At 66.3% G+C, this 17,316-nt stretch carries 14 protein-coding genes; 8 read left to right on the top strand and 6 right to left on the bottom strand.

Annotated elements, in window-relative coordinates; all coding sequences use genetic code 11:
• Positions 1-5: 5 nt before the first annotated feature.
• Both mhpA and UNPF46_RS02760 read right to left on the bottom strand, forming a co-directional pair.
• Positions 6-1,592: a bifunctional 3-(3-hydroxy-phenyl)propionate/3-hydroxycinnamic acid hydroxylase MhpA gene (gene mhpA / locus UNPF46_RS02765; protein ID WP_246668581.1), complete on the bottom strand. Its 1,587-nt coding sequence runs from the start codon at positions 1,590-1,592 to the stop codon at positions 6-8.
• Complete coding sequence (locus UNPF46_RS02760) at positions 1,589-2,491, bottom strand: VOC family protein (RefSeq protein ID WP_100178379.1); 903 nt, start codon at positions 2,489-2,491, stop codon at positions 1,589-1,591. The genes mhpA and UNPF46_RS02760 overlap by 4 nt, the downstream gene beginning before the upstream one ends.
• Positions 2,492-2,667: 176 nt before the next feature.
• Here UNPF46_RS02760 and UNPF46_RS02755 point away from each other — a divergent pair, with 176 nt between their 5' ends.
• Positions 2,668-3,393, top strand: coding sequence for a GntR family transcriptional regulator (locus UNPF46_RS02755; RefSeq protein ID WP_142248950.1), 726 nt, complete (start codon positions 2,668-2,670; stop codon positions 3,391-3,393).
• Here UNPF46_RS02755 and UNPF46_RS02750 read toward each other — a convergent pair.
• Positions 3,378-4,865, bottom strand: a complete 1,488-nt coding sequence (locus UNPF46_RS02750; protein WP_142248949.1) for a flavin-containing monooxygenase — start codon at positions 4,863-4,865, stop codon at positions 3,378-3,380. The genes UNPF46_RS02755 and UNPF46_RS02750 overlap by 16 nt on opposite strands.
• A 107-nt stretch (positions 4,866-4,972) precedes the next feature.
• Complete coding sequence (locus tag UNPF46_RS02745; RefSeq protein ID WP_057743125.1) at positions 4,973-5,422, bottom strand: cupin domain-containing protein; 450 nt, start codon at positions 5,420-5,422, stop codon at positions 4,973-4,975.
• Between the two features lie 187 nt (positions 5,423-5,609).
• Between UNPF46_RS02745 and UNPF46_RS02740 the strand changes: the two genes are divergently transcribed.
• Entirely contained in the window at positions 5,610-6,635 is a 1,026-nt protein-coding gene (locus UNPF46_RS02740) for an AraC family transcriptional regulator (protein WP_100178381.1), read from the top strand.
• Positions 6,636-6,645: 10 nt separating this feature from the next.
• Here UNPF46_RS02740 and UNPF46_RS02735 read toward each other — a convergent pair whose 3' ends face one another.
• Together UNPF46_RS02735 and UNPF46_RS02730 are read right to left on the bottom strand one after the other, a co-directional pair.
• Positions 6,646-8,511, bottom strand: coding sequence for an ATP-binding protein (locus tag UNPF46_RS02735; protein WP_142248948.1), 1,866 nt, complete (start codon positions 8,509-8,511; stop codon positions 6,646-6,648).
• 131 nt (positions 8,512-8,642) lie between these two features.
• Positions 8,643-9,275 carry a cupin domain-containing protein gene (locus UNPF46_RS02730; RefSeq protein WP_142248947.1) on the bottom strand — a complete coding sequence of 211 codons (633 nt, stop codon included), beginning with the start codon at positions 9,273-9,275 and terminating at the stop codon, positions 8,643-8,645.
• 218 nt (positions 9,276-9,493) lie between these two features.
• Here UNPF46_RS02730 and UNPF46_RS02725 point away from each other — a divergent pair, with 218 nt between their 5' ends.
• From UNPF46_RS02725 to UNPF46_RS02700, 6 genes are read left to right on the top strand one after another with little or no spacing between them, the layout of a single operon-like run.
• Positions 9,494-11,185 (top strand): peptide ABC transporter substrate-binding protein, encoded by a 1,692-nt coding sequence (locus tag UNPF46_RS02725; RefSeq protein WP_100178384.1) that lies wholly within the window; start codon positions 9,494-9,496, stop codon positions 11,183-11,185.
• A gap of 27 nt (positions 11,186-11,212) precedes the next feature.
• Positions 11,213-12,163, top strand: coding sequence for an ABC transporter permease (locus UNPF46_RS02720; protein ID WP_097660374.1), 951 nt, complete (start codon positions 11,213-11,215; stop codon positions 12,161-12,163).
• Between the two features lie 3 nt (positions 12,164-12,166).
• Positions 12,167-13,042, top strand: a complete 876-nt coding sequence (locus tag UNPF46_RS02715) for an ABC transporter permease (protein ID WP_100178386.1) — start codon at positions 12,167-12,169, stop codon at positions 13,040-13,042.
• 39 nt (positions 13,043-13,081) lie between these two features.
• The gene (locus UNPF46_RS02710; protein WP_142248946.1) at positions 13,082-14,410 is read left to right on the top strand and encodes an NAD(P)/FAD-dependent oxidoreductase; all 1,329 of its coding nucleotides are present in this window, start codon (positions 13,082-13,084) and stop codon (positions 14,408-14,410) included.
• 7 nt (positions 14,411-14,417) lie between these two features.
• Positions 14,418-15,344 carry a 2-hydroxyacid dehydrogenase gene (locus UNPF46_RS02705; RefSeq protein ID WP_142248945.1) on the top strand — a complete coding sequence of 309 codons (927 nt, stop codon included), beginning with the start codon at positions 14,418-14,420 and terminating at the stop codon, positions 15,342-15,344.
• 9 nt (positions 15,345-15,353) lie between these two features.
• Positions 15,354-17,222: an ABC transporter ATP-binding protein gene (locus tag UNPF46_RS02700; RefSeq protein ID WP_142248944.1), complete on the top strand. Its 1,869-nt coding sequence runs from the start codon at positions 15,354-15,356 to the stop codon at positions 17,220-17,222.
• Positions 17,223-17,316 lie beyond the last annotated feature (94 nt).

Here is a 17,316-nt window from a genome sequence, read left to right as displayed (position 1 = left end):
CATCTTCAAATCCGGATCGTGATATGGCCGTGCAAGCGCGAGCTGACCTCGCGCAAGAGTCTGTCGAGCTCGTCCGCGTTGCGCGCCGTTCCAAACACGTAGTGATCGGGCCGGACGATCGCGGCGAGGACGCCGTGTCGGTCGAACCAGCCGGCAAGCACGCCGTCGGCTTCCTTCAGCGTGCCGGGTTGGCCGCTGTCCGCCGGAGCAATGGTCGCTGCGGGGAGGTCCGGATACGCCGCACAGAGCGCGGCGAGTGCGGACGTGTCGTTGCGGCCGTCGATGAAGACGCGCAGGCCCAGTCCGGTCACTTGGTCGAGCGGGCGCGCTTCGCGCCCATTCATGATTCGTGGCTGCGGAAACAGCGTGCCCCGTGCCGCGCCGTCCCGCTCCGACAAGAATCCTGCGCGTAGCGGCGGGATGATCTCCTGCCGCGTCAGTGTCAGCGGTTTGCCGCCGCCTTCCGCCAGGATCCGTGCGTCGCGTTGCCGCGCTGCCGCCGGATCACGCTCGCAGATCGACTGACCGATTGCCTTGATCTTGCCGGTCAGCTCGATCACGTGCTGCTTGCGCTCCGCCGTGTAGCTGTCGAGCAGCGAGTCCGGCGAGGCGCCCTTGAGCACGCGATCGAGCTTCCAGGCCAGGTTCGTCGCATCGCGCAGGCCCTGGCACATGCCCTGGCCGATGAAGGGCGGCTGCTGATGTGCTGCATCGCCGGCGATGATGATGCGGCCGTTGCGCCATTCGGAAGCCACCAGGGCGTGGAAGCGATAGGACGCCGCGCGCCATAGCTCGCCGTCCTCCGGCGCGAGCCACGGCCCCAGCAGCTTCCACACGTTCTCCGGCCGCTCCATCTGCCTGGGGTCCTCGCCCGGCAGCAGCATGATCTCCCAGCGGCGATGGTTCTTCGGGCCGATCAGGAAGCTGACGGGCCGCGCCGGATTGCAGAACTGCGCGGAGTTCTGCGGCAGCTTTGCCAGCGCGGCCTGATTGACCCGCACGTCGACCACGAGCCAGGGCTCGTCGAAGATCAGGTCTTCGAGCGCGATCCCGGCAATCTGGCGAACCATGCTCGAGGCGCCGTCGCAGCCGAGAACATAGCGCGCTGTCACCCTCCGTAATTGTCCGCCTGCGTCCTTCAGCGTCGCCTCGACGCGGTCGGAGCGCTGCACGAGACCGGTCAGCTCGACGCCGAGCTCGGCCTGCACGCTAGCAAATCCCGTGGCGTGGCGGCGCAGTTCCGCCTCGACCGGTGGCTGGCTGAACACCATGCTCGGCGTGTAGCCGAGCGGGTAGGGCTTTGCGATCATGTCGATGCGACGGATCAGTTGGCCGTCGGTGCCAAAATGCTCGGAGGCGGTGAACGGTTCGACATAGGCCGCGATCGCCTCCGCAACCCCCATATTATCGAAGTGACGGAATATCTCGTGATCGAGCGCGATCGCGCGTGGCTTGTCGTAGATGTCGGTGAGGCGATCGATGACGAGCGTGCGATGCCCGTTACGGCCGAGCAGCCCGGTCGCGACGGCACCGGTCGGTCCGAAGCCGACGACGAGGACGTCGTAATCCGTGGTGGCCGGGGACATCGTCATGCGCGGCGACCCGCGTCGAACAGCACGGCGAGCTGCGCGGTCTTGCAGGCATCGCTCTTCGGGGGTGCGATGCCCCATTGGTCGGTGCGCCCCGGCGGCCAGACCCATTCGGCGGGTCCCTTCGCCCGATAGCTGTCGTCGACCTGGAGGACTTCGGCGGTGTATTCGATCACGACCCCCGTCGGATCGACGAAATACGCGAACACATTGTCGCCGGGCCCGTGCCGGCCGACGCCCCAGCCGATCGGAAAGCCGTGATCGACCATGCGGCCGGAGCCGCGCATCACCGATTCCAGGTCCGGCATCAGGAAGGCAATGTGATTGAGTCCGTTGACCGGCGCCTCCGCGAGCACGATGGCGTGGTGATCGCTGTTGCAGCGCAGGAATGCCATCAGCTTCGAGCGGTCGGTCAGGCGGAAGCCGAGTACCTGCTGGTAGAAGGTTGAGAGCTTCTCGATGTCGGCGCTGTTGATGTTGACGTGGGCGAGCCGCTCGGGACGATCAGCCAGGATGCGCGCGGTCTTGGTGTGGTCGCCGTGGACGAACTCGATGCAGCAGCCCTGCGGCTCGCAGATCACGAAGTGCTCGCCGCCGGCGGGCGCATGCGACGGGCCGGGCGGGACGATGATCTCGCAGGCAGCTTTGCGGGCGCGGTCGAACAGGCGATCGAGGTCTTCGCGCGAACGCACGCGAAAACAGATCTTGCGTAGCGCGGCGCGGTCGCCTTGCGTCAATTCCAGGACGTGGAAGTCCGCTCCGGTTGCCGCCAGATAGATCGTGCCGTCGGCTTCCGCGGCAAAATCGAGCCCCCAGACTTTCCGATAGAAATCTGCCGAGGCGCCGAGATGCGGTGTCGCGATCTCGACGCTGCGTAACGCGATCACCGGAAAATCGTACATCGGTTTCCTCGTGAAAAGCCCAGAGACGCGCGCCGAAGCAGCCGCTCATCGCTCTCGAGCCGGTTGTTGTTGGCCGAGAAATAATATATACAAACTTGCCAGTAAAGCAGAAATTTATAAATTATGGCTTTGGTCAGGGCGATGTACAAAAAGCGCAGATGAATCAACGGCACGCTATGAGTTCTCACCTGTCCAGCCTGAAGACCGACCCGCCGGCGACGCTGGCGACGAGCATCTACGCCCGCCTCAAGGCCGACATTCTGACCACGCGGCTCGCGCCCGGGCGCAAGCTCCAGTCGCGGTTTTTGATGGAGCACTACAATGTCGGCCAGACCCCGCTACGGGAGGCGCTCAACCGCCTCACCACGGAGGAGTTCGTGGTCGGCATGGAGCAGCGCGGCTTCTACGTGAAGCCGGTCAGCAAGGACGAGCTTCGGGAGCTGACGAAGACACGCTGTTGGGTCGAGGGGCTGGCGTTGCGGGAGTCCATGCAGAATGCGACTCAAGGCTGGGAGGAAGCCCTGCTCGTCACGCATCATCGGCTCGACCGCACGCCGCGCTCGCTCGACCCGGCGAAGTTCGAGGACAATCCGGATTGGGAGAAGGCGCATCGCGCCTTCCACGCCACGCTGATCGGGCTATGCGGCTCACGCCCGCTGCTGGCTTTCTGCGAGCAGCTCGCTGATCGGCTCTACCGCTATCGCATGATGTCGATCGCGAAGGCCTATCCGATCCGCAAGGTCGGAAGCGAGCATGCGCAGATCCTGAAAGCCGTGCTCGACCGGAAGACGGATGAAGCCGTCGCACTGCTCCAGCAGCATTATCAGCGCACGGCCGACGTGATCGATTCCGATCTCGAGTCGGTGCTGCCGAAGTCCGACAGTTCTCACGCCGCCCGATAGTCCGGCGCCGTCGCCAGGAATTTCGCATAGGCATCCGCATCCGGCGGCTGGAAGTGTCCGGCAAGGCCGCCGCGCTTCTGCTGCTTCGCGCCGATGTCGGCCATCAGCTCGTCGAAATGACGGTAGTGATAGGGCGCGACGCAGAGGCCGCCATAGACGCCCGCGGCCGGCCGCTCGACGCGCTTGAAGTGCAGCATCATCTCGATGTTGTCGTGCATCGCCTTCGCCGTCGGCTGGTTGGCGAGCTGGCCGTCGGCGTAGCGCACCAGCCAGTTGGCGGCGAGATCGGCGCAGAGCACGGTGCAGAACGACGAGTTGAAGCCGACGAAGCCGAGCTCGGGCAGATCGGGGTTGGCGATCAGGCGGTAGAGCCGATACTGCCCGTCGGCATCGACCAGCTTCTGCCTGTAGGCCTCCGGCAGGAACGGCACGCCGAGCTTGTAGCCGATCGCAAGCACCGCGACGTCGGCGCCGACGCGCTCGCCGCCGCTCATCACGATGCTGTCGCCGTCATAATGATCAAAGGTGCCGAACACCGCCTTGATGCGGCCGTCGGCGACCATGGGATAGAAGCCCGGCGTTGCGATCGGCACCGAGCAGTTGACGCCGTCCTCGATCCGCTCCTTCGGCACCATGTTGCAGCGGCCGAGCTTGAGCTGCGCCTTCAGCAGGCTCTCCAGCCCGCGCCAATTCGCCCACACCAGCGGCGCGGCGATGCGGTGCGCGAGCCGTCCCATTGAACTGATGCCCCAGCCCGGAAACATCTCCTCCTGCGCGCGGATGTAGAGGATGCGCTTGAAGTTCACGAGCCCGCCGATGAAATAAGGGATGCGCCAGACCGGCTCGCGCATCACGATGGTGACCTCGCGCGCGCCCGATTTCACCGCGTTGACGGCGATGTCTGTCGCCGATTTCGAGCCGCCGAGCACGACTACGCGGCGCCCCTTTGCCAGCGCCGGGTCGCCGTATTTCGACGAATGCAGGATCTGGCCGCCTTGCGCGAGGAAGCCGTCCTCGCCCGGGCAATGCAGCTCGCGCGGCTCGTTGAACTGCCCGGTGCAGACCGCAATGAAATCGAAATCCTCGTTCGTCGCGGCGTTCTTGCTCTTCAGCGCGAGCGTCCACCCCGGCTTGCCGTCGGCGCGCCGCGCCATGCCGGCGACCTCGGTGTCGAGGCGCAGCATGCGGTCGAGGCCGAAGTTCCTGGCGTAGTCGGAGAGATAGGCGTGGACCTGCGGCCCGGTCGGCCATTCCGGATAGGCGTCCGGCATGGCGCGGTCGGTGTAGCGGTAGAGCTCCTTCGGGCTCTGCGTCTGCACGTCAGGATAGGAGCGTGCCGGCTCCCAGACGCCGCCGAGATCCGAGCTGCGCTCGACGATGGTGACGCGGTGGCCGCGGGCAGAGAACGCCTTGGCGGCGGCAAGGCCGGAGACGCCGGCGCCGATCACGCAGACATGCTTGGGGCTGACCATGAGTTTGCTCGCAATCGATGTGTTTTCGCGCGCAAGCGGCCACATTCGGCCGCAAGGCGCGGCCGGTAGGACCTGCAAGCAGATGAAAGTGGACGGAGAGTTCTCGCCTAGTCGTTGGCTTCGGGCGGCAGGAAGTCGACCTCGTGCAGCGCCGAGATGCGCACGACCTCGGCAGGGTCGGTCAGATTGTGCAGCTGGTTGAACAGCGCCTCCAGCTTCTGCATCGGCGAGACCCAGAACAGCGCGCGGCACGGCTTGTCGGACTTGTTGAAATAGCCGTGCGGGATGCCGCGCGGCATGCGCACGAGATCGCCGGCGTGAGCCTTGACCCAGACGCCGTCGAGCTTGAGGTCGAGCGTGCCCTCCTGCACCAGGATGAACTCGTCCTGGGTCGGATGGATGTGCACCGGCACGAACTGGCCGGGATCGCTGTTGGTCTCGAACGCGAAGGTGGAATCGGTGACGGCCTTGGGGAAATAGACCTGGCCCAGGATGTTCCAGCTCTTGCCGCCGTAGCCTGTGCCGTTAGCGGTAATGCCTTTTTCGAGTGCAGTCATGGCGCGCTCCCATTGGATTCCGGCGGGGATGGAGCTTCAGCCAGCAACGGGCGCCTGTCTATCCGCTAAACGAATCCGCTCCTCGCTGTTGCCCTGCAGCATGACGATTTCGCCGCCGTCGCCCTTTTCGCGTCCGGGGAACTATTATAGGCTTAAAACAATTCCGTGACGCGAAGCGTGGTCGACGATGTCCGCAGCCGTGCTGGAAATGACCGCAAGGGCGTCCGCAGCCGAACGGCTCGCGGATTTCGCCCGCGTCACCACTGACGATGTCGACGAAGCGGCCGAAGAGATCGGGCGCATCTTCTGCCCGCATGACCTCAAGCCGGCAACAGCGCGGGCCGCCGGCTTCTCGGCCCGGCACAATTGCGCGGCCTTTGACGGCTTTTCCATCAACTACGTCGCCTATGGCGGAGCGGTTGGCATCGACCCCGGCTGCCTCGAGCGCTTCTTCCTGGTGCAGATCCCGCTCGCGGGCACGGCCCATATCCGCGCCGGCGTCACCGAGCTCGAGGCCGCGCCGGAGCGGACGGCGTCGTTGCTGTCGCCGACGATCCCGACGCGGATGATGTGGCGCGACTGCGCGCAGGCGATCCTGCTGCTCGACCGCCGCATGGTCGAGCAGCGCGCCGCGGCGCTGTCGGGCAGGGTGGCAGGCACGATCGAGTTCGATCCCGTCATCGATTTGGACGCACCGTCCGGTCAGGTTTTGCGGCGCAGTCTCGCCGAGCTGATGAATCTCGCCGAGCGTCTCGGTCCTTCGGGCCGGCTGTCAGCGGTCGCGATGGCCGACTGGCGAGAGCTTCTGCTCGATCATCTGCTCAATGGCCAGCGCCACGGCCTGTCGGATGCTATTCACACCTTCTCGGGACGGGCCGAGCGGCTGCCGCGCGCGCTTCGCACGGCGCGCGATCATCTGGCGGACAACGCCGGCGAGCCGCTCGATCTGGCGCAGCTCGCCTGCGCTTCCGGCATCGGCATCCGCGCGCTGCAGCTCGGCTTCCGCCGTCACTTCGGCCTGTCGATCTCGCAGATGCTGCTCGACATGCGCCTCGCCGGACTGCACGCCCGCCTTGCGCAAGCATCGCCCGATGCTTCCATCACCGACATCGCCTTCGATCTCGGCTTCACCCATCTCGGCCGCATGGCCGGCGCCTACCGCGAAAAATTCGGCGAGACGCCGTCGGCGACGCTGCGGCGAAGGATGAGCTGAAGCGAGGCCGCTACTCCCGCGATCGTGGCTCGCCGCTGTCTTCCGCCGCCTGCCTGCGCAAGAAAGCCTCGACATCGGCCTGCACCGAGTAGGGCGTCGGGATCGCGTCGCCGGCGGAATCGACGGCGGTGTCGAGGCAGCGGCGCAGCATGCGCGCGAGCTCGGCCTTGCGGTAAGGCTTTCGTAGGAGCGGTGCGCCCATCGTGGCGCGTCCCTGCGCGTGCAGCGAATCGTAGGCGTAGCCCGACGTGAACAGCACGCGCAGTGACGGCCGCGCCGCCACCATCTGCTCGGCGAGCTCGCGCCCGTTCATGCCGCCGGCCATCACGATGTCGGTGAAGAGCAGGTCGAATGGCCTGCCTTCTGCCGCGATCGCCAGCGCCTCGGTCGCATTGGCGGCCGGGATGACCTTGTAGCCGAGGCCTTCGAGCTGGACCGTGACGTATTGGCGGACGTCGTGGTCGTCTTCGACGCAGAGCACGGTCTCCTTGCCGCCGACGATCTTGCGATCGTCATAGCCGGTCGGGCGCAGCGCGCTCGCCTCCGCCTTCGGCAAATAGATCGTGAAGATCGTGCCGCGGCCTTCTTCGGAAGCGACCTTGATGCCGCCGCCGGACTGCTTGACGAAGCCGAACACCATGCTGAGCCCGAGGCCGGTTCCCTTGCCGACCTCCTTGGTGGAGAAGAACGGATCGAAGATGCGCTCCAGGATGGCCTGCGGAATGCCCGTGCCGGTGTCGGCAATCTCGATCTCGACATAGTCGCCGGCATAGCCGGCGCCGACCGCGACGGCCTCGCGCACGCCGAACACGACGTTGCGCGTCGTCAGCGTCAGCCTGCCGCCGTCCAGCATGGCGTCGCGAGCGTTGATCGCGAGGTTGAGCAGTGCCGAGCTCAGCTGGCCACGGTCGGCGAAGGCGAGCCAGACGTTGCGGTCGAGCCGGGTCGCGATCTCGATCTTCTTGTCGAAGGTCGCCAGCAGCAGCTTTGCGAGCTCCTCCAGCAGCTCGTTGACGTCGATATCGGCCGGCTGCAGCGCCTGCTTGCGGGCAAAGGACAACAGGCTCGACGTCAGCGCGGCGCCGCGATCGGCGGCCTCGCTGATCAGCTTGGTAATGGTCGCGAGCGGCGGGTTGTCCTTGACGGCGTCGGCGAGGATCTCGATCGTGCCGGTAATCACCGTGAGCATGTTGTTGAACTCGTGCGCGATGCCGCCGGTGAGCTGGCCGACCGCCTCCATCTTCTGCGACTGCACCAGCTGCTCCTCGGCAGCGCGCTTCTGGGTGATGTCCCGGACGAAGGTGTTGATGAGGGTGCGCCCTGCGAGCCGCAGCACCGTGCTGGAGGCCTCGGCCAGGATCTGGTCGCCATTCCTGTGGATCAAAGTGAGCTCGAAGCGCAGGCCCGACGGCGCGTTCGACAGTTCCGGAACCAGCCGCGCCATGCGCTGCCTGAAGGCGGCACGCAGCGGCTCGGCGACGATGAGGTCGACCACGTCGGCCCCGAGCGCCTCCTGGCGCGTCCATCCGGTCAGGGCCTCGGCCTGAAAGCTCCACTCCAGCACGGTGCCGCTGTCGTCGATCTGGATGAAGGCATCGAGCGCGGTCCTGATGACGGCTTGCGTCATTTGCGCGCTGTCGCTGCGGGCGCGCGCCAGCTCGGTCGCGTGCGCGAGGGCGTGTTTCCCCTCCGATCTCTCGATCGCGCCGTTGCAGAGGCGCGCGAGCAGAACGGCAACGGCGGCGCTTGCGATGAGGGCCGCGATCTGGGCCATGCCGAAGCCCGGTCCGGACACGGCATGGGAGGCGAGGAGGGCCGCCGCGGTCACGACGACCTGTGCGGCCATCGCGAGTGTCAGAAGCCCCCTGAGTTTCATGGTCTCACACCAACGACGTCCGTTACGGACCCCCACGTCCGCCCGCCACATTACTCCGGCCCCGCGTGAGCTACAGATTCAATGCGGCGTCGTCGAGGGGCAATTTCTGGTGGTGCCGGGCGGCGGCCGCCTCAACCTGCGGGCGTATCGGTCTGCCGCAGCGTCGTCACCCAGATCACGCGCGCGGCCTGCTGGGTCGGATTGTCGAACATGTGCGGCACGATGCTCGGAAAGCGAAAACTGTCGCCGGCTTCCAGCACATGGGCCTGGTTGTCGAGCCACAGCCGCAGGCTGCCCGCGAGGATGTAGCCGGCCTTCTCGCCGGTGTGCTGCAGGAAGTCAGTGCCGGAGGAGGCGCCGGGATTGAGCGTAAGCTCGTACAGCTCGAGCTGGCCTTTGCCTTCGGGGGTGAGGGCTTCCTTGACCACGCCGCTGGCGGTGAGCCGCAGCAGACGCCTGGCGTTCTTGCGCACGATGTAGGGCGGCGCTTCGGCGGGATCGCTGGTCTCGAAGAAATAGGAGATGGGCACGTCGAGCGCGATGCTGAGCAGGCGCAGCGTGCGGATCGACGGCATGGCGCGCGCGCGTTCGAGCTGACTGATCATGCCGGTGGACAGGCCGGTCTTGGTGGCGACGTCCTGGATCGACAGGCCGGCGCGCTGACGCAGCAGCCGCACGGTCTCGCCGAGGCGCTGGTCGACCGCATCGTCCGTCTCGGTCGCCGCAGCTTCTTTCGTGCCGTTCATATCGCCGCGACCATCCATGTCGCTCTCCCATGCATCATCTCAGCCCGGGCCATCGCGTCCGAAGCTTCAGTCGGAATGAAAAGGTCGCGCATACTAGCAATGTGATTGACAGCTGTATTTAGTCGTGATGAAATTTTGTGAGAAAAATTTAGAAGCACTAAAGCCCACTCCTGTCCCTTTGCCGGGGTCTCGGGGGCGCGGGAGACGGTGCCGCGTGCGGAAACGGAGAGTGGGTCATGGCAGACGACACCGGCAAGCTCGGCGCCCCGGCACTGCATCTCGGCATTCCGAATCGCCGTCAGTTCTTTCAGCTTGGCGCGGGCGCAGCGGCGGGATGGACGCTGTCAGGTAACGCCTTTGCGCAGACCGAACGCCCGACCAATCCTCCGGACAAGCCGCGCGGGCAGGTGATCGCGGCGCTGTCGCAGGAGCCGACCGTCTTTCATCCGCTGATGCCCGGCATCGAGGTCGACCAGGGCATCTGGTGGCAGGTTTTCTCGCCGCTCTGGTTCATCGAGCCCGACGGCAAATTCGTCCCCGACCTCGCGCGGGAGGTGCCGACGATCGAGAATGGCGGCCTGTCGGCGGACGGCCTGACCTGGAAGATCAAGCTGCGCAGCGACGTGAAGTGGCATGACGGCACGCCGTTCACGGCCGAGGACGTCAAGTTCTCCATCGAGCTGATCAACAATCCTGCTTTCCGCGCGCGCAGCCGGGTCGGCCACAGCCTCGTCAAGGACATCACCGTCGTGGCGCCCGACGAGATTCATTGGCGGATGGAAGCGCCCTATTCGCCCTATATGTCGATCCTGGCGTCGTTCACCTTCATCGTGCCCAAGCACATCCTGGAGAAGGTGTCCGATCCGAATGCCTCGCCGTTCCACAACGCGCCCGTCGGGACCGGCCCGTTTCGCTGGGGCGAGCGCGTGCCCGGCGACCACATCCAGTTGAACGCCCACGCCGGCTATCATGGCAAGGGGCCGTACGTCGAACGCGTCGTCTTCAAATACATCCCTGATCTCACCGTGCTCTACACCCAGTTCCGCACCGGGCAGGTCGACTACACCGGCCTGCAGGGCATTTTGCCGAACTTCGTGCAGGAAGCGAAGACGCTGAAGGGCCGCAAGATCTTCGTCTCTTCGACGTCCTCGGTCGAGCATATCGCGCCGAATCTGGATTTTGGCCCCTTCACCGATCGTGCCGTGCGCGAGGCGCTCTATCTCGGCATCAACAAGCAGGCGATCATCGACGCGCTCTATTACGGCCTGCCGACGCAAACCGAGAGCTTCGTGCCGCAGCAGGCCTGGTCGTTTCAGCAGGGCTTGCCGCAGCACAAATACGATCCGGCAAAGGCCAACGCGCTGCTCGACGCCGCGGGCTGGGTTCGCGGCTCCAGCGGCATTCGCGAGAAGGGCGGCGTCAAGCTCGAGTTCGCCAACTCGACGACGGCGGGCAGTGCCGTGCGCGAACAGTGCCAGCAGCTCCTGATCCAGGACTGGCGGGCGATCGGCGCGGCGATGCGCGTCAACAACATGCCGGCGGCCGTGATCTGGGGCGACTTCTGGCAGCAATCGAAGTTCAATTCGGTGATCGTCGGCGTGAATTTCATGCTGGGCAGCGACCCCGACGTGACGCCGCGCTTCGGCTCCGGCGCCATTCCCGCCAAAGGCGGCCGCGGCTACAACACCTATCAATATCAGAGCGCGGAGGCCGACCGGCTGCTGGCGCAAGGCGCCAAGCAATTCGACCTGGCGCAGCGCAAGGCGACCTATGGCGAGCTGCAGAAGCTGATCCGCAACGATCTCGCGATCCTGCCGCTGTTCCAGGGCTTCATCGCCGAGGGCGTGAAGGAAGGACTGCAGGGCTTCCGTCCCAACATCAACATGTCGATCAACAGCTGGAACATGCGCGAATGGTACTGGGCCTGATGCACAGGGTTCGCTGGGCAGCCTGAGATGGCCCGATACGTCGTCAACCGCCTGGCGCAGGCGATCATGCTGCTGGTGATCGTCTCCGCGATCGGCTTTGCCATCCTGCATCTGGCGCCGGGCGGTCCGCTCTCGCAGTTCGCGGCCTCCGCGCAGATGACGCAGGAGGACCTCGACCGCGTCACGAAACAGCTCGGGCTCGATCGGCCGCTGCCGATCCAGTATCTCGACTGGTTCGGCCGTATGGTGCGGGGCGATTGGGGCAAGTCCTATCGCGACGGCGAGGCGGTGCTGTCGGTGGTCTCCTCGCATCTCGGCGCCACGCTGGAGCTGATGGCGACGGCGACGATCATCGCGGTGCTGCTCGGCTGCTGGATCGGCATCCTTGGCGCGCTGCGGCGATACTCGCTGTTCGACACGCTGGCCACCGTCGGCGCCATGATCGCGCTGTCGATCCCGACCTTCTGGTTCGGCCTCGTCACCATCTACGTGTTCTCCGTCAAGCTCGGCTGGCTGCCGGCCGGCAACCGGCAGACTGTCGGCGACGGCTCCTTTCTCGACCTGTTGCACCATCTGATCGCGCCGGCGATGGTGCTGGCGCTGGTGGAGACCGCGATGTGGGGCCGCTTCATGCGCTCCTCGATGCTGGAGGTGATCAACCAGGACTACATCCGCACCGCGCGGGCCAAGGGCATGCCGGAATGGCGCATCCTCACCGTGCATGCGCTGCGCAACGCGCTGCTGCCGATGATCACGGTGGCGGGCCTGCAGTTTCCGACGCTGCTCGGCGGCGCGCTGGTGGCCGAGACCGTGTTCACCTGGCCCGGCATGGGGCGGCTGTTCCTCGATTCCATCGGCTACCGTGATTATCCCGTGGTGATGGGCATCCTGATGTTCTCGGCGACGATGGTGCTGATCGGCTCGCTGCTGGCCGACATCCTCTATGCCGTCGTCGATCCGCGCATCCGGGTGGGCTAGGCGATGACGGCTGCAACCCTCACCTCGGCACAGCTCGCGCCCGGCCAGGCCGCATGGCGGCGCTTCCGCCGGCATCGCCTGGCGCTCGCCGGTGCCGTCATCATTCTGGTGCTCGTGCTCGGCTCGGCGATCGGTCCTTATCTGCTGCCGTTCGACGACACCTATATCGACATCATGAAGCGGTTCGCGCCGCCGCTGTCCGGCGCGCATATCCTCGGCACCGACGAGCTCGGCCGCGACGTGCTGGCGCGGCTGATGATGGGCGGCCGCGTCTCGCTCACGATCGGCATCGTTGCGATGGTGATCGCCATGGCCGTCGGCATCGTCGTCGGTGCCTTTGCCGGCTTCTATGGCGGCGTGGTCGGCGCGGTGCTGATGCGGCTCGTCGATGCGGTGCTGTGCTTTCCGACCATCTTCCTGCTGCTTGCGCTGGCGGCGCTCACCGAGCCGGGTCTCGTCACCACCACCGTGCTGATTGCGGCGACCGCCTGGATGTGGGTGGCCCGCGTCGTCGAGGCCCAGGTCCGCTCGCTGCGGGAACGTGAGTTTGCGGTCGCCGCGCTCGCATTCGGCTCGTCGAATCTGCGGATCATGTTCCGCGAGCTCGTGCCCAATGCGATCGCGCCGATCGTGGTGGCGGCGACGCTGAACGTCGCCAAGGCGATCCTGCTGGAATCCTATCTCAGCTATCTCGGCTACGGCGTCCAGCCGCCGGCTGCGAGCCTGGGCAACATGCTCAACAACGCGCAGATCTATCTCACCAGCGCGCCGTGGCTCGCGATTGCGCCGGGCGTTGCCATCACGCTGGCGGTGACCAGCTTCAACTTCCTCGGCGACGGCCTGCGCGACGCGCTCGATCCGCGCATGAACATCCCATGACACGTAAGACTCGATCGAACCAGCTTCCAGGAGTGCCCCATGTCCCCGCCGCTCAACCGTATCAATAGCGACGATCGCCTGCCGGCGCAGGTGGACGTCGTCGTCATCGGCGGCGGCGTGATCGGCGTCTCCGCGGCCTATCATCTGGCGAAGAAGGGCCACTCCGTCGCGCTGGTGGAAAAGGGGCATGTCGGCGGCGAGCAGTCGAGCCGCAATTGGGGCTGGTGCCGCCAGCAGGGCCGCGCGCGTGAGGAGATCCCGCTGGCCCGCGAGGCGCTGCGGCTGTGGGAGGACATGCAGAACGATGCCGGCGTCGATGCCGGTTTCCGCCGCACCGGCGTCTTGTTCCTGACCAAGAGCAAGGACGAGCTCGCGAGCTGGGAGCGATGGGCCGCCGTTGCGCGCGAGATGCAGGTTCACTCGACCGTGCTGACGCCGGCCGAGGTCGCCGAGCGCATGCCGGGCAATACCGACACCTGGGTCGGCGGCCTGCACACGCCGAGTGACGGCCGCGCCGAGCCGTCGATGGCCGTGCCCGCGCTCGCCATTGCCGCGCGAAAACACGGCGTCACCATCCATCAGGGCTGTGCGGCGCGCGGGCTGGAGACGACGGGCGGGCGCGTCAGCGCCGTCGTCACCGAGAAGGGCACCATCCGCACGCAATCCGTGCTGCTCTCCGGCGGCGCGTGGTCGTCGCTGTTCTGCCGCCGTCACGGCATCGAGCTGCCGATCGGTCTCGTCAACGCCACCGCGTGCCGCACCGCTCCGGGACCGGAGATCACCGCGGGCGCACTCGGCACTGACTTCTATTGCATCCGCCGCCGCCTCGACGGCGGCTACACGCTGGCGCTGCGCAATCGCGGCACCGTCGAATTGTCGCCGGACCTGCTCCGCTACGCCTGGACCTTCTGGCCGACCTATCTGCATCGCAAGAACGGGTTGAAACTGTCGTTCGGCAAGTCGTTCTTCGACCAGCTCATGCGCGGCACCAGTTGGAGCTTCGACAAGCCGTCGCCGTTCGAGACCGAGCGGGTGCGCGATCCCGCGCCCGACATGTCGCTGGTCAATTCGGCGCTCGCGGCGCTGATCAAGGCCAACCCCGATCTGAAGGACATCGAGATCGCGGAAGCCTGGGGCGGCACCATCGACTGCACGCCCGACACGATCCCGGTGATCTCGCCGGTCGATGCGCTGCCCGGCTTCTTCCTCGCCACCGGCTTCTCCGGCCACGGCTTCGGCATCGGCCCCGCCGCCGGCAAGCTCGCCGCCGACATCGTCACCGGCGCCACGCCGCTGGTCGATCCCGAGCCCTACAGCCACAAGCGCATGATCGACGGCCGCCGCCTGGCGCCGGTCAGCCCGTTCTGAGGGCCGCATGACGGTCCTCTACAAGGCCAACATGGTGCGTGGCGCCGAGTGGGCCGCATTCTTCGCGGAGCGCGCGCCCGATGTGCCGTTCCGGCTCTGGCCTGACATCGGCGATCCCGCCGACGTCCGCTACCTTGTGGCCTGGGTGCCGCCCGACGACATCGCGGCGACGTTCCCCAACATCGAGCTGGTGTTCTCGGTCGGCGCGGGCGTCGACCAGTTCGATGCCACGAAGGTCCCGGCACATATTCCGCTGGTCCGCATGCTGGAGCCAGGGATTGCCGAGACCATGGTCGAATATGTCACCATGGCCGTGCTGGCCTTGCATCGCGACCTCCTCGATTTCATCAGCCAGCAGAGAGAGCAGGTCTGGCGCGAGATCCGGATCACGCCGGCCAGGCGCCGACGCGTCGGCGTGATGGGGCTCGGCCAGCTCGGGCAGGCGGTGCTCGAGCGCCTCAAGGCGTTTGGCTTTCCGCTGTCAGGCTGGAATCGCTCGCCGCGCGAGATCGATGGCGTCACCTGTTATGCCGGTGCCGACGCGCTGCCAGGCTTCCTTGCGCAGAGCGACATCCTCATTTGCCTGCTGCCGCTGACCGACGAGACACGCGGCATCCTCAATGCCGATCTGTTCGCGCGCCTGCCGCGCGGCGCGTCCCTGGTAAACGTCGGGCGTGGCCCGCACCTCGTCGAGGCCGATCTTCTCGCGTCCCTCGACAGCGGCGCGCTATCCGGCGCAGTGCTCGACGTCACCGATCCCGAGCCGCTGCCTGAGGGACATCCGTTCTGGAGCCACCCCCGCATCCTGATGACACCGCACAATGCAGCCATGACCGCGCCGGATACGGCCGTCGATTTCGTGCTCGATGTCATCGGCCGTCACCGCCGTGGCGAGGAATTGCCGGGGCGTGTCGATCGCACGCGCGGCTATTAGGACACTCGCATGAGCACCGGCGCAAACGCACCAGCCCCACTCGTCTCCCAAGCACAGTCCCCCGTGCTGTCCGTCTCCGGCCTCACCACCTCCTTCATGCTCGAGCGACGATGGATTCCCGTCGTCCGCAACGTCTCCTTTGACGTTGCGCCCCGTGAAACCGTTGCGATCGTCGGCGAGTCCGGGTCGGGCAAGAGCGTCACTGCGCTGTCGATCATGCGACTCATTCCGAAGGACATTGGCCTCGTCGAGGGCCGCGTCATGCTCGCCGGCCGCGATCTGCTGGCGTTGCCGGAAGCCAGCATGACAGACATCCGCGGCAACGATGTCGCCATGATCTTCCAGGAGCCGATGACGAGCCTCAATCCGGTGCTCACCATCGGCTTCCAGATCGCGGAAGCGCTGATCCAGCATCGCGGTCTGTCGCGCGCGGCGGCGGAGGCCGAGACCATCCGCCTGCTGGATCGCGTCCGAATCCCCGCGGCCAAGTCGCGCTTCCACGAGCATCCGCATCGTTTCTCCGGCGGCATGCGCCAGCGCGTGATGATCGCGATGGCGCTGGCCTGCAAGCCGAAGCTGTTGATCGCGGACGAGCCGACCACCGCGCTTGACGTCACCATCCAGGCCCAGATCCTGGAGCTCCTGAAGGAGCTCCAGCGGGAGGAGGGGATGGCGATCCTCTTCATCACCCACGACATGGGCGTGGTCGCCGAGATCGCGGACCGTACCGTGGTGATGTATGGCGGGCAGGCGGTGGAGACGGATGCCACCGCGCGCATCTTCGAAGCGCCCTCGCATCCCTACACCCGCGCTCTGCTCGCAGCGGTGCCACGCCTTGGTTCGATGGATGGACGTGCGCGACCGATGCGCTTTCCGATCGTCGACAAGGTGACCGGCACCTCGGACGATCCGGTGGAGACGCCCGACACCGTCTCGACGGCCGAGCGGCCGCTGCTCGAAGTCGCAGGGCTCACCACGCGCTTTCCGATCCGCTCGGGCCTGTTCGGTAAAGTCTCGGGCCGCGTCCACGCGGTCGAGAACGTCTCCTTCACCTTGCGCGCCGGCGAGACGCTGGCGCTGGTCGGCGAATCCGGTTGCGGCAAGTCGACGACGGGCCGTTCGATCCTGAAGCTGACCGAGCCCGACAGCGGCACGGTTCTGATCGACGGCCAGGACGTGCTTGCGATGAGCGGCCGGGCTTTGCGCGATTTCCGCAAGCAGATGCAGATCATCTTTCAGGATCCTTTCGCGAGCCTCAATCCGCGCATGTCGGTGGGAACGGCGATCGCTGCGCCCCTGCTCGCCAACGGGCTCGCGACGGCGTCGCAGGCGCGCGATGAGGTCGCCGACCTTCTCGTGCGTGTCGGCCTTTCCGCCGACATGGCCGCGCGCTTTCCGCATGAATTCTCCGGCGGCCAGCGCCAGCGCATCTGCATCGCGCGCGCGCTCGCGCTCGGGCCGAAGCTGATCGTTGCGGACGAGGCGGTCTCGGCGCTCGACGTCTCGGTCAAGGCCCAGGTCGTCAATCTCATGCTCGACCTGCAGGCCAGCATGGGCCTCGCTTATCTCTTCATCTCCCACGACATCGCGGTGGTCGAACGCATGAGCCATCGCGTCGCCGTGATGTATCTCGGCGAGATCGTGGAGATCGGTCCGCGCGCCGACGTGTTCGGCAATCCGCAGCACCCCTATACCAAGAAGCTGATGGCCGCCGTGCCGGTTCCAGATCCGTCACGTCGCGGCACCCGGCGCGAGGTGGCCAACGACGAGATCAGGAGCCCGGTGCGCGCGCCGGATTATCAGCCGCCGGTGCGGCAGTATCGCGAAGTCTCGCCCGGCCACGTCGTGCAGGTCTGGGGCGAGGAGTGGTCGGCGTGAAGCGCATCACGAATTGACGCGCGGGCGGTGTCGTTTTCGGACGTGATCTTCTTATTCGGGTCGCCTTGCGAGAGCGCGGTCGTTATGTTGCGGC

The sequence above is a fragment of the Bradyrhizobium sp. UNPF46 genome (genome assembly GCF_006658625.1).
Classification (GTDB): domain Bacteria; phylum Pseudomonadota; class Alphaproteobacteria; order Rhizobiales; family Xanthobacteraceae; genus Bradyrhizobium; species Bradyrhizobium nitroreducens.
This window is presented reverse-complemented; position numbering and strand designations above follow the sequence as displayed.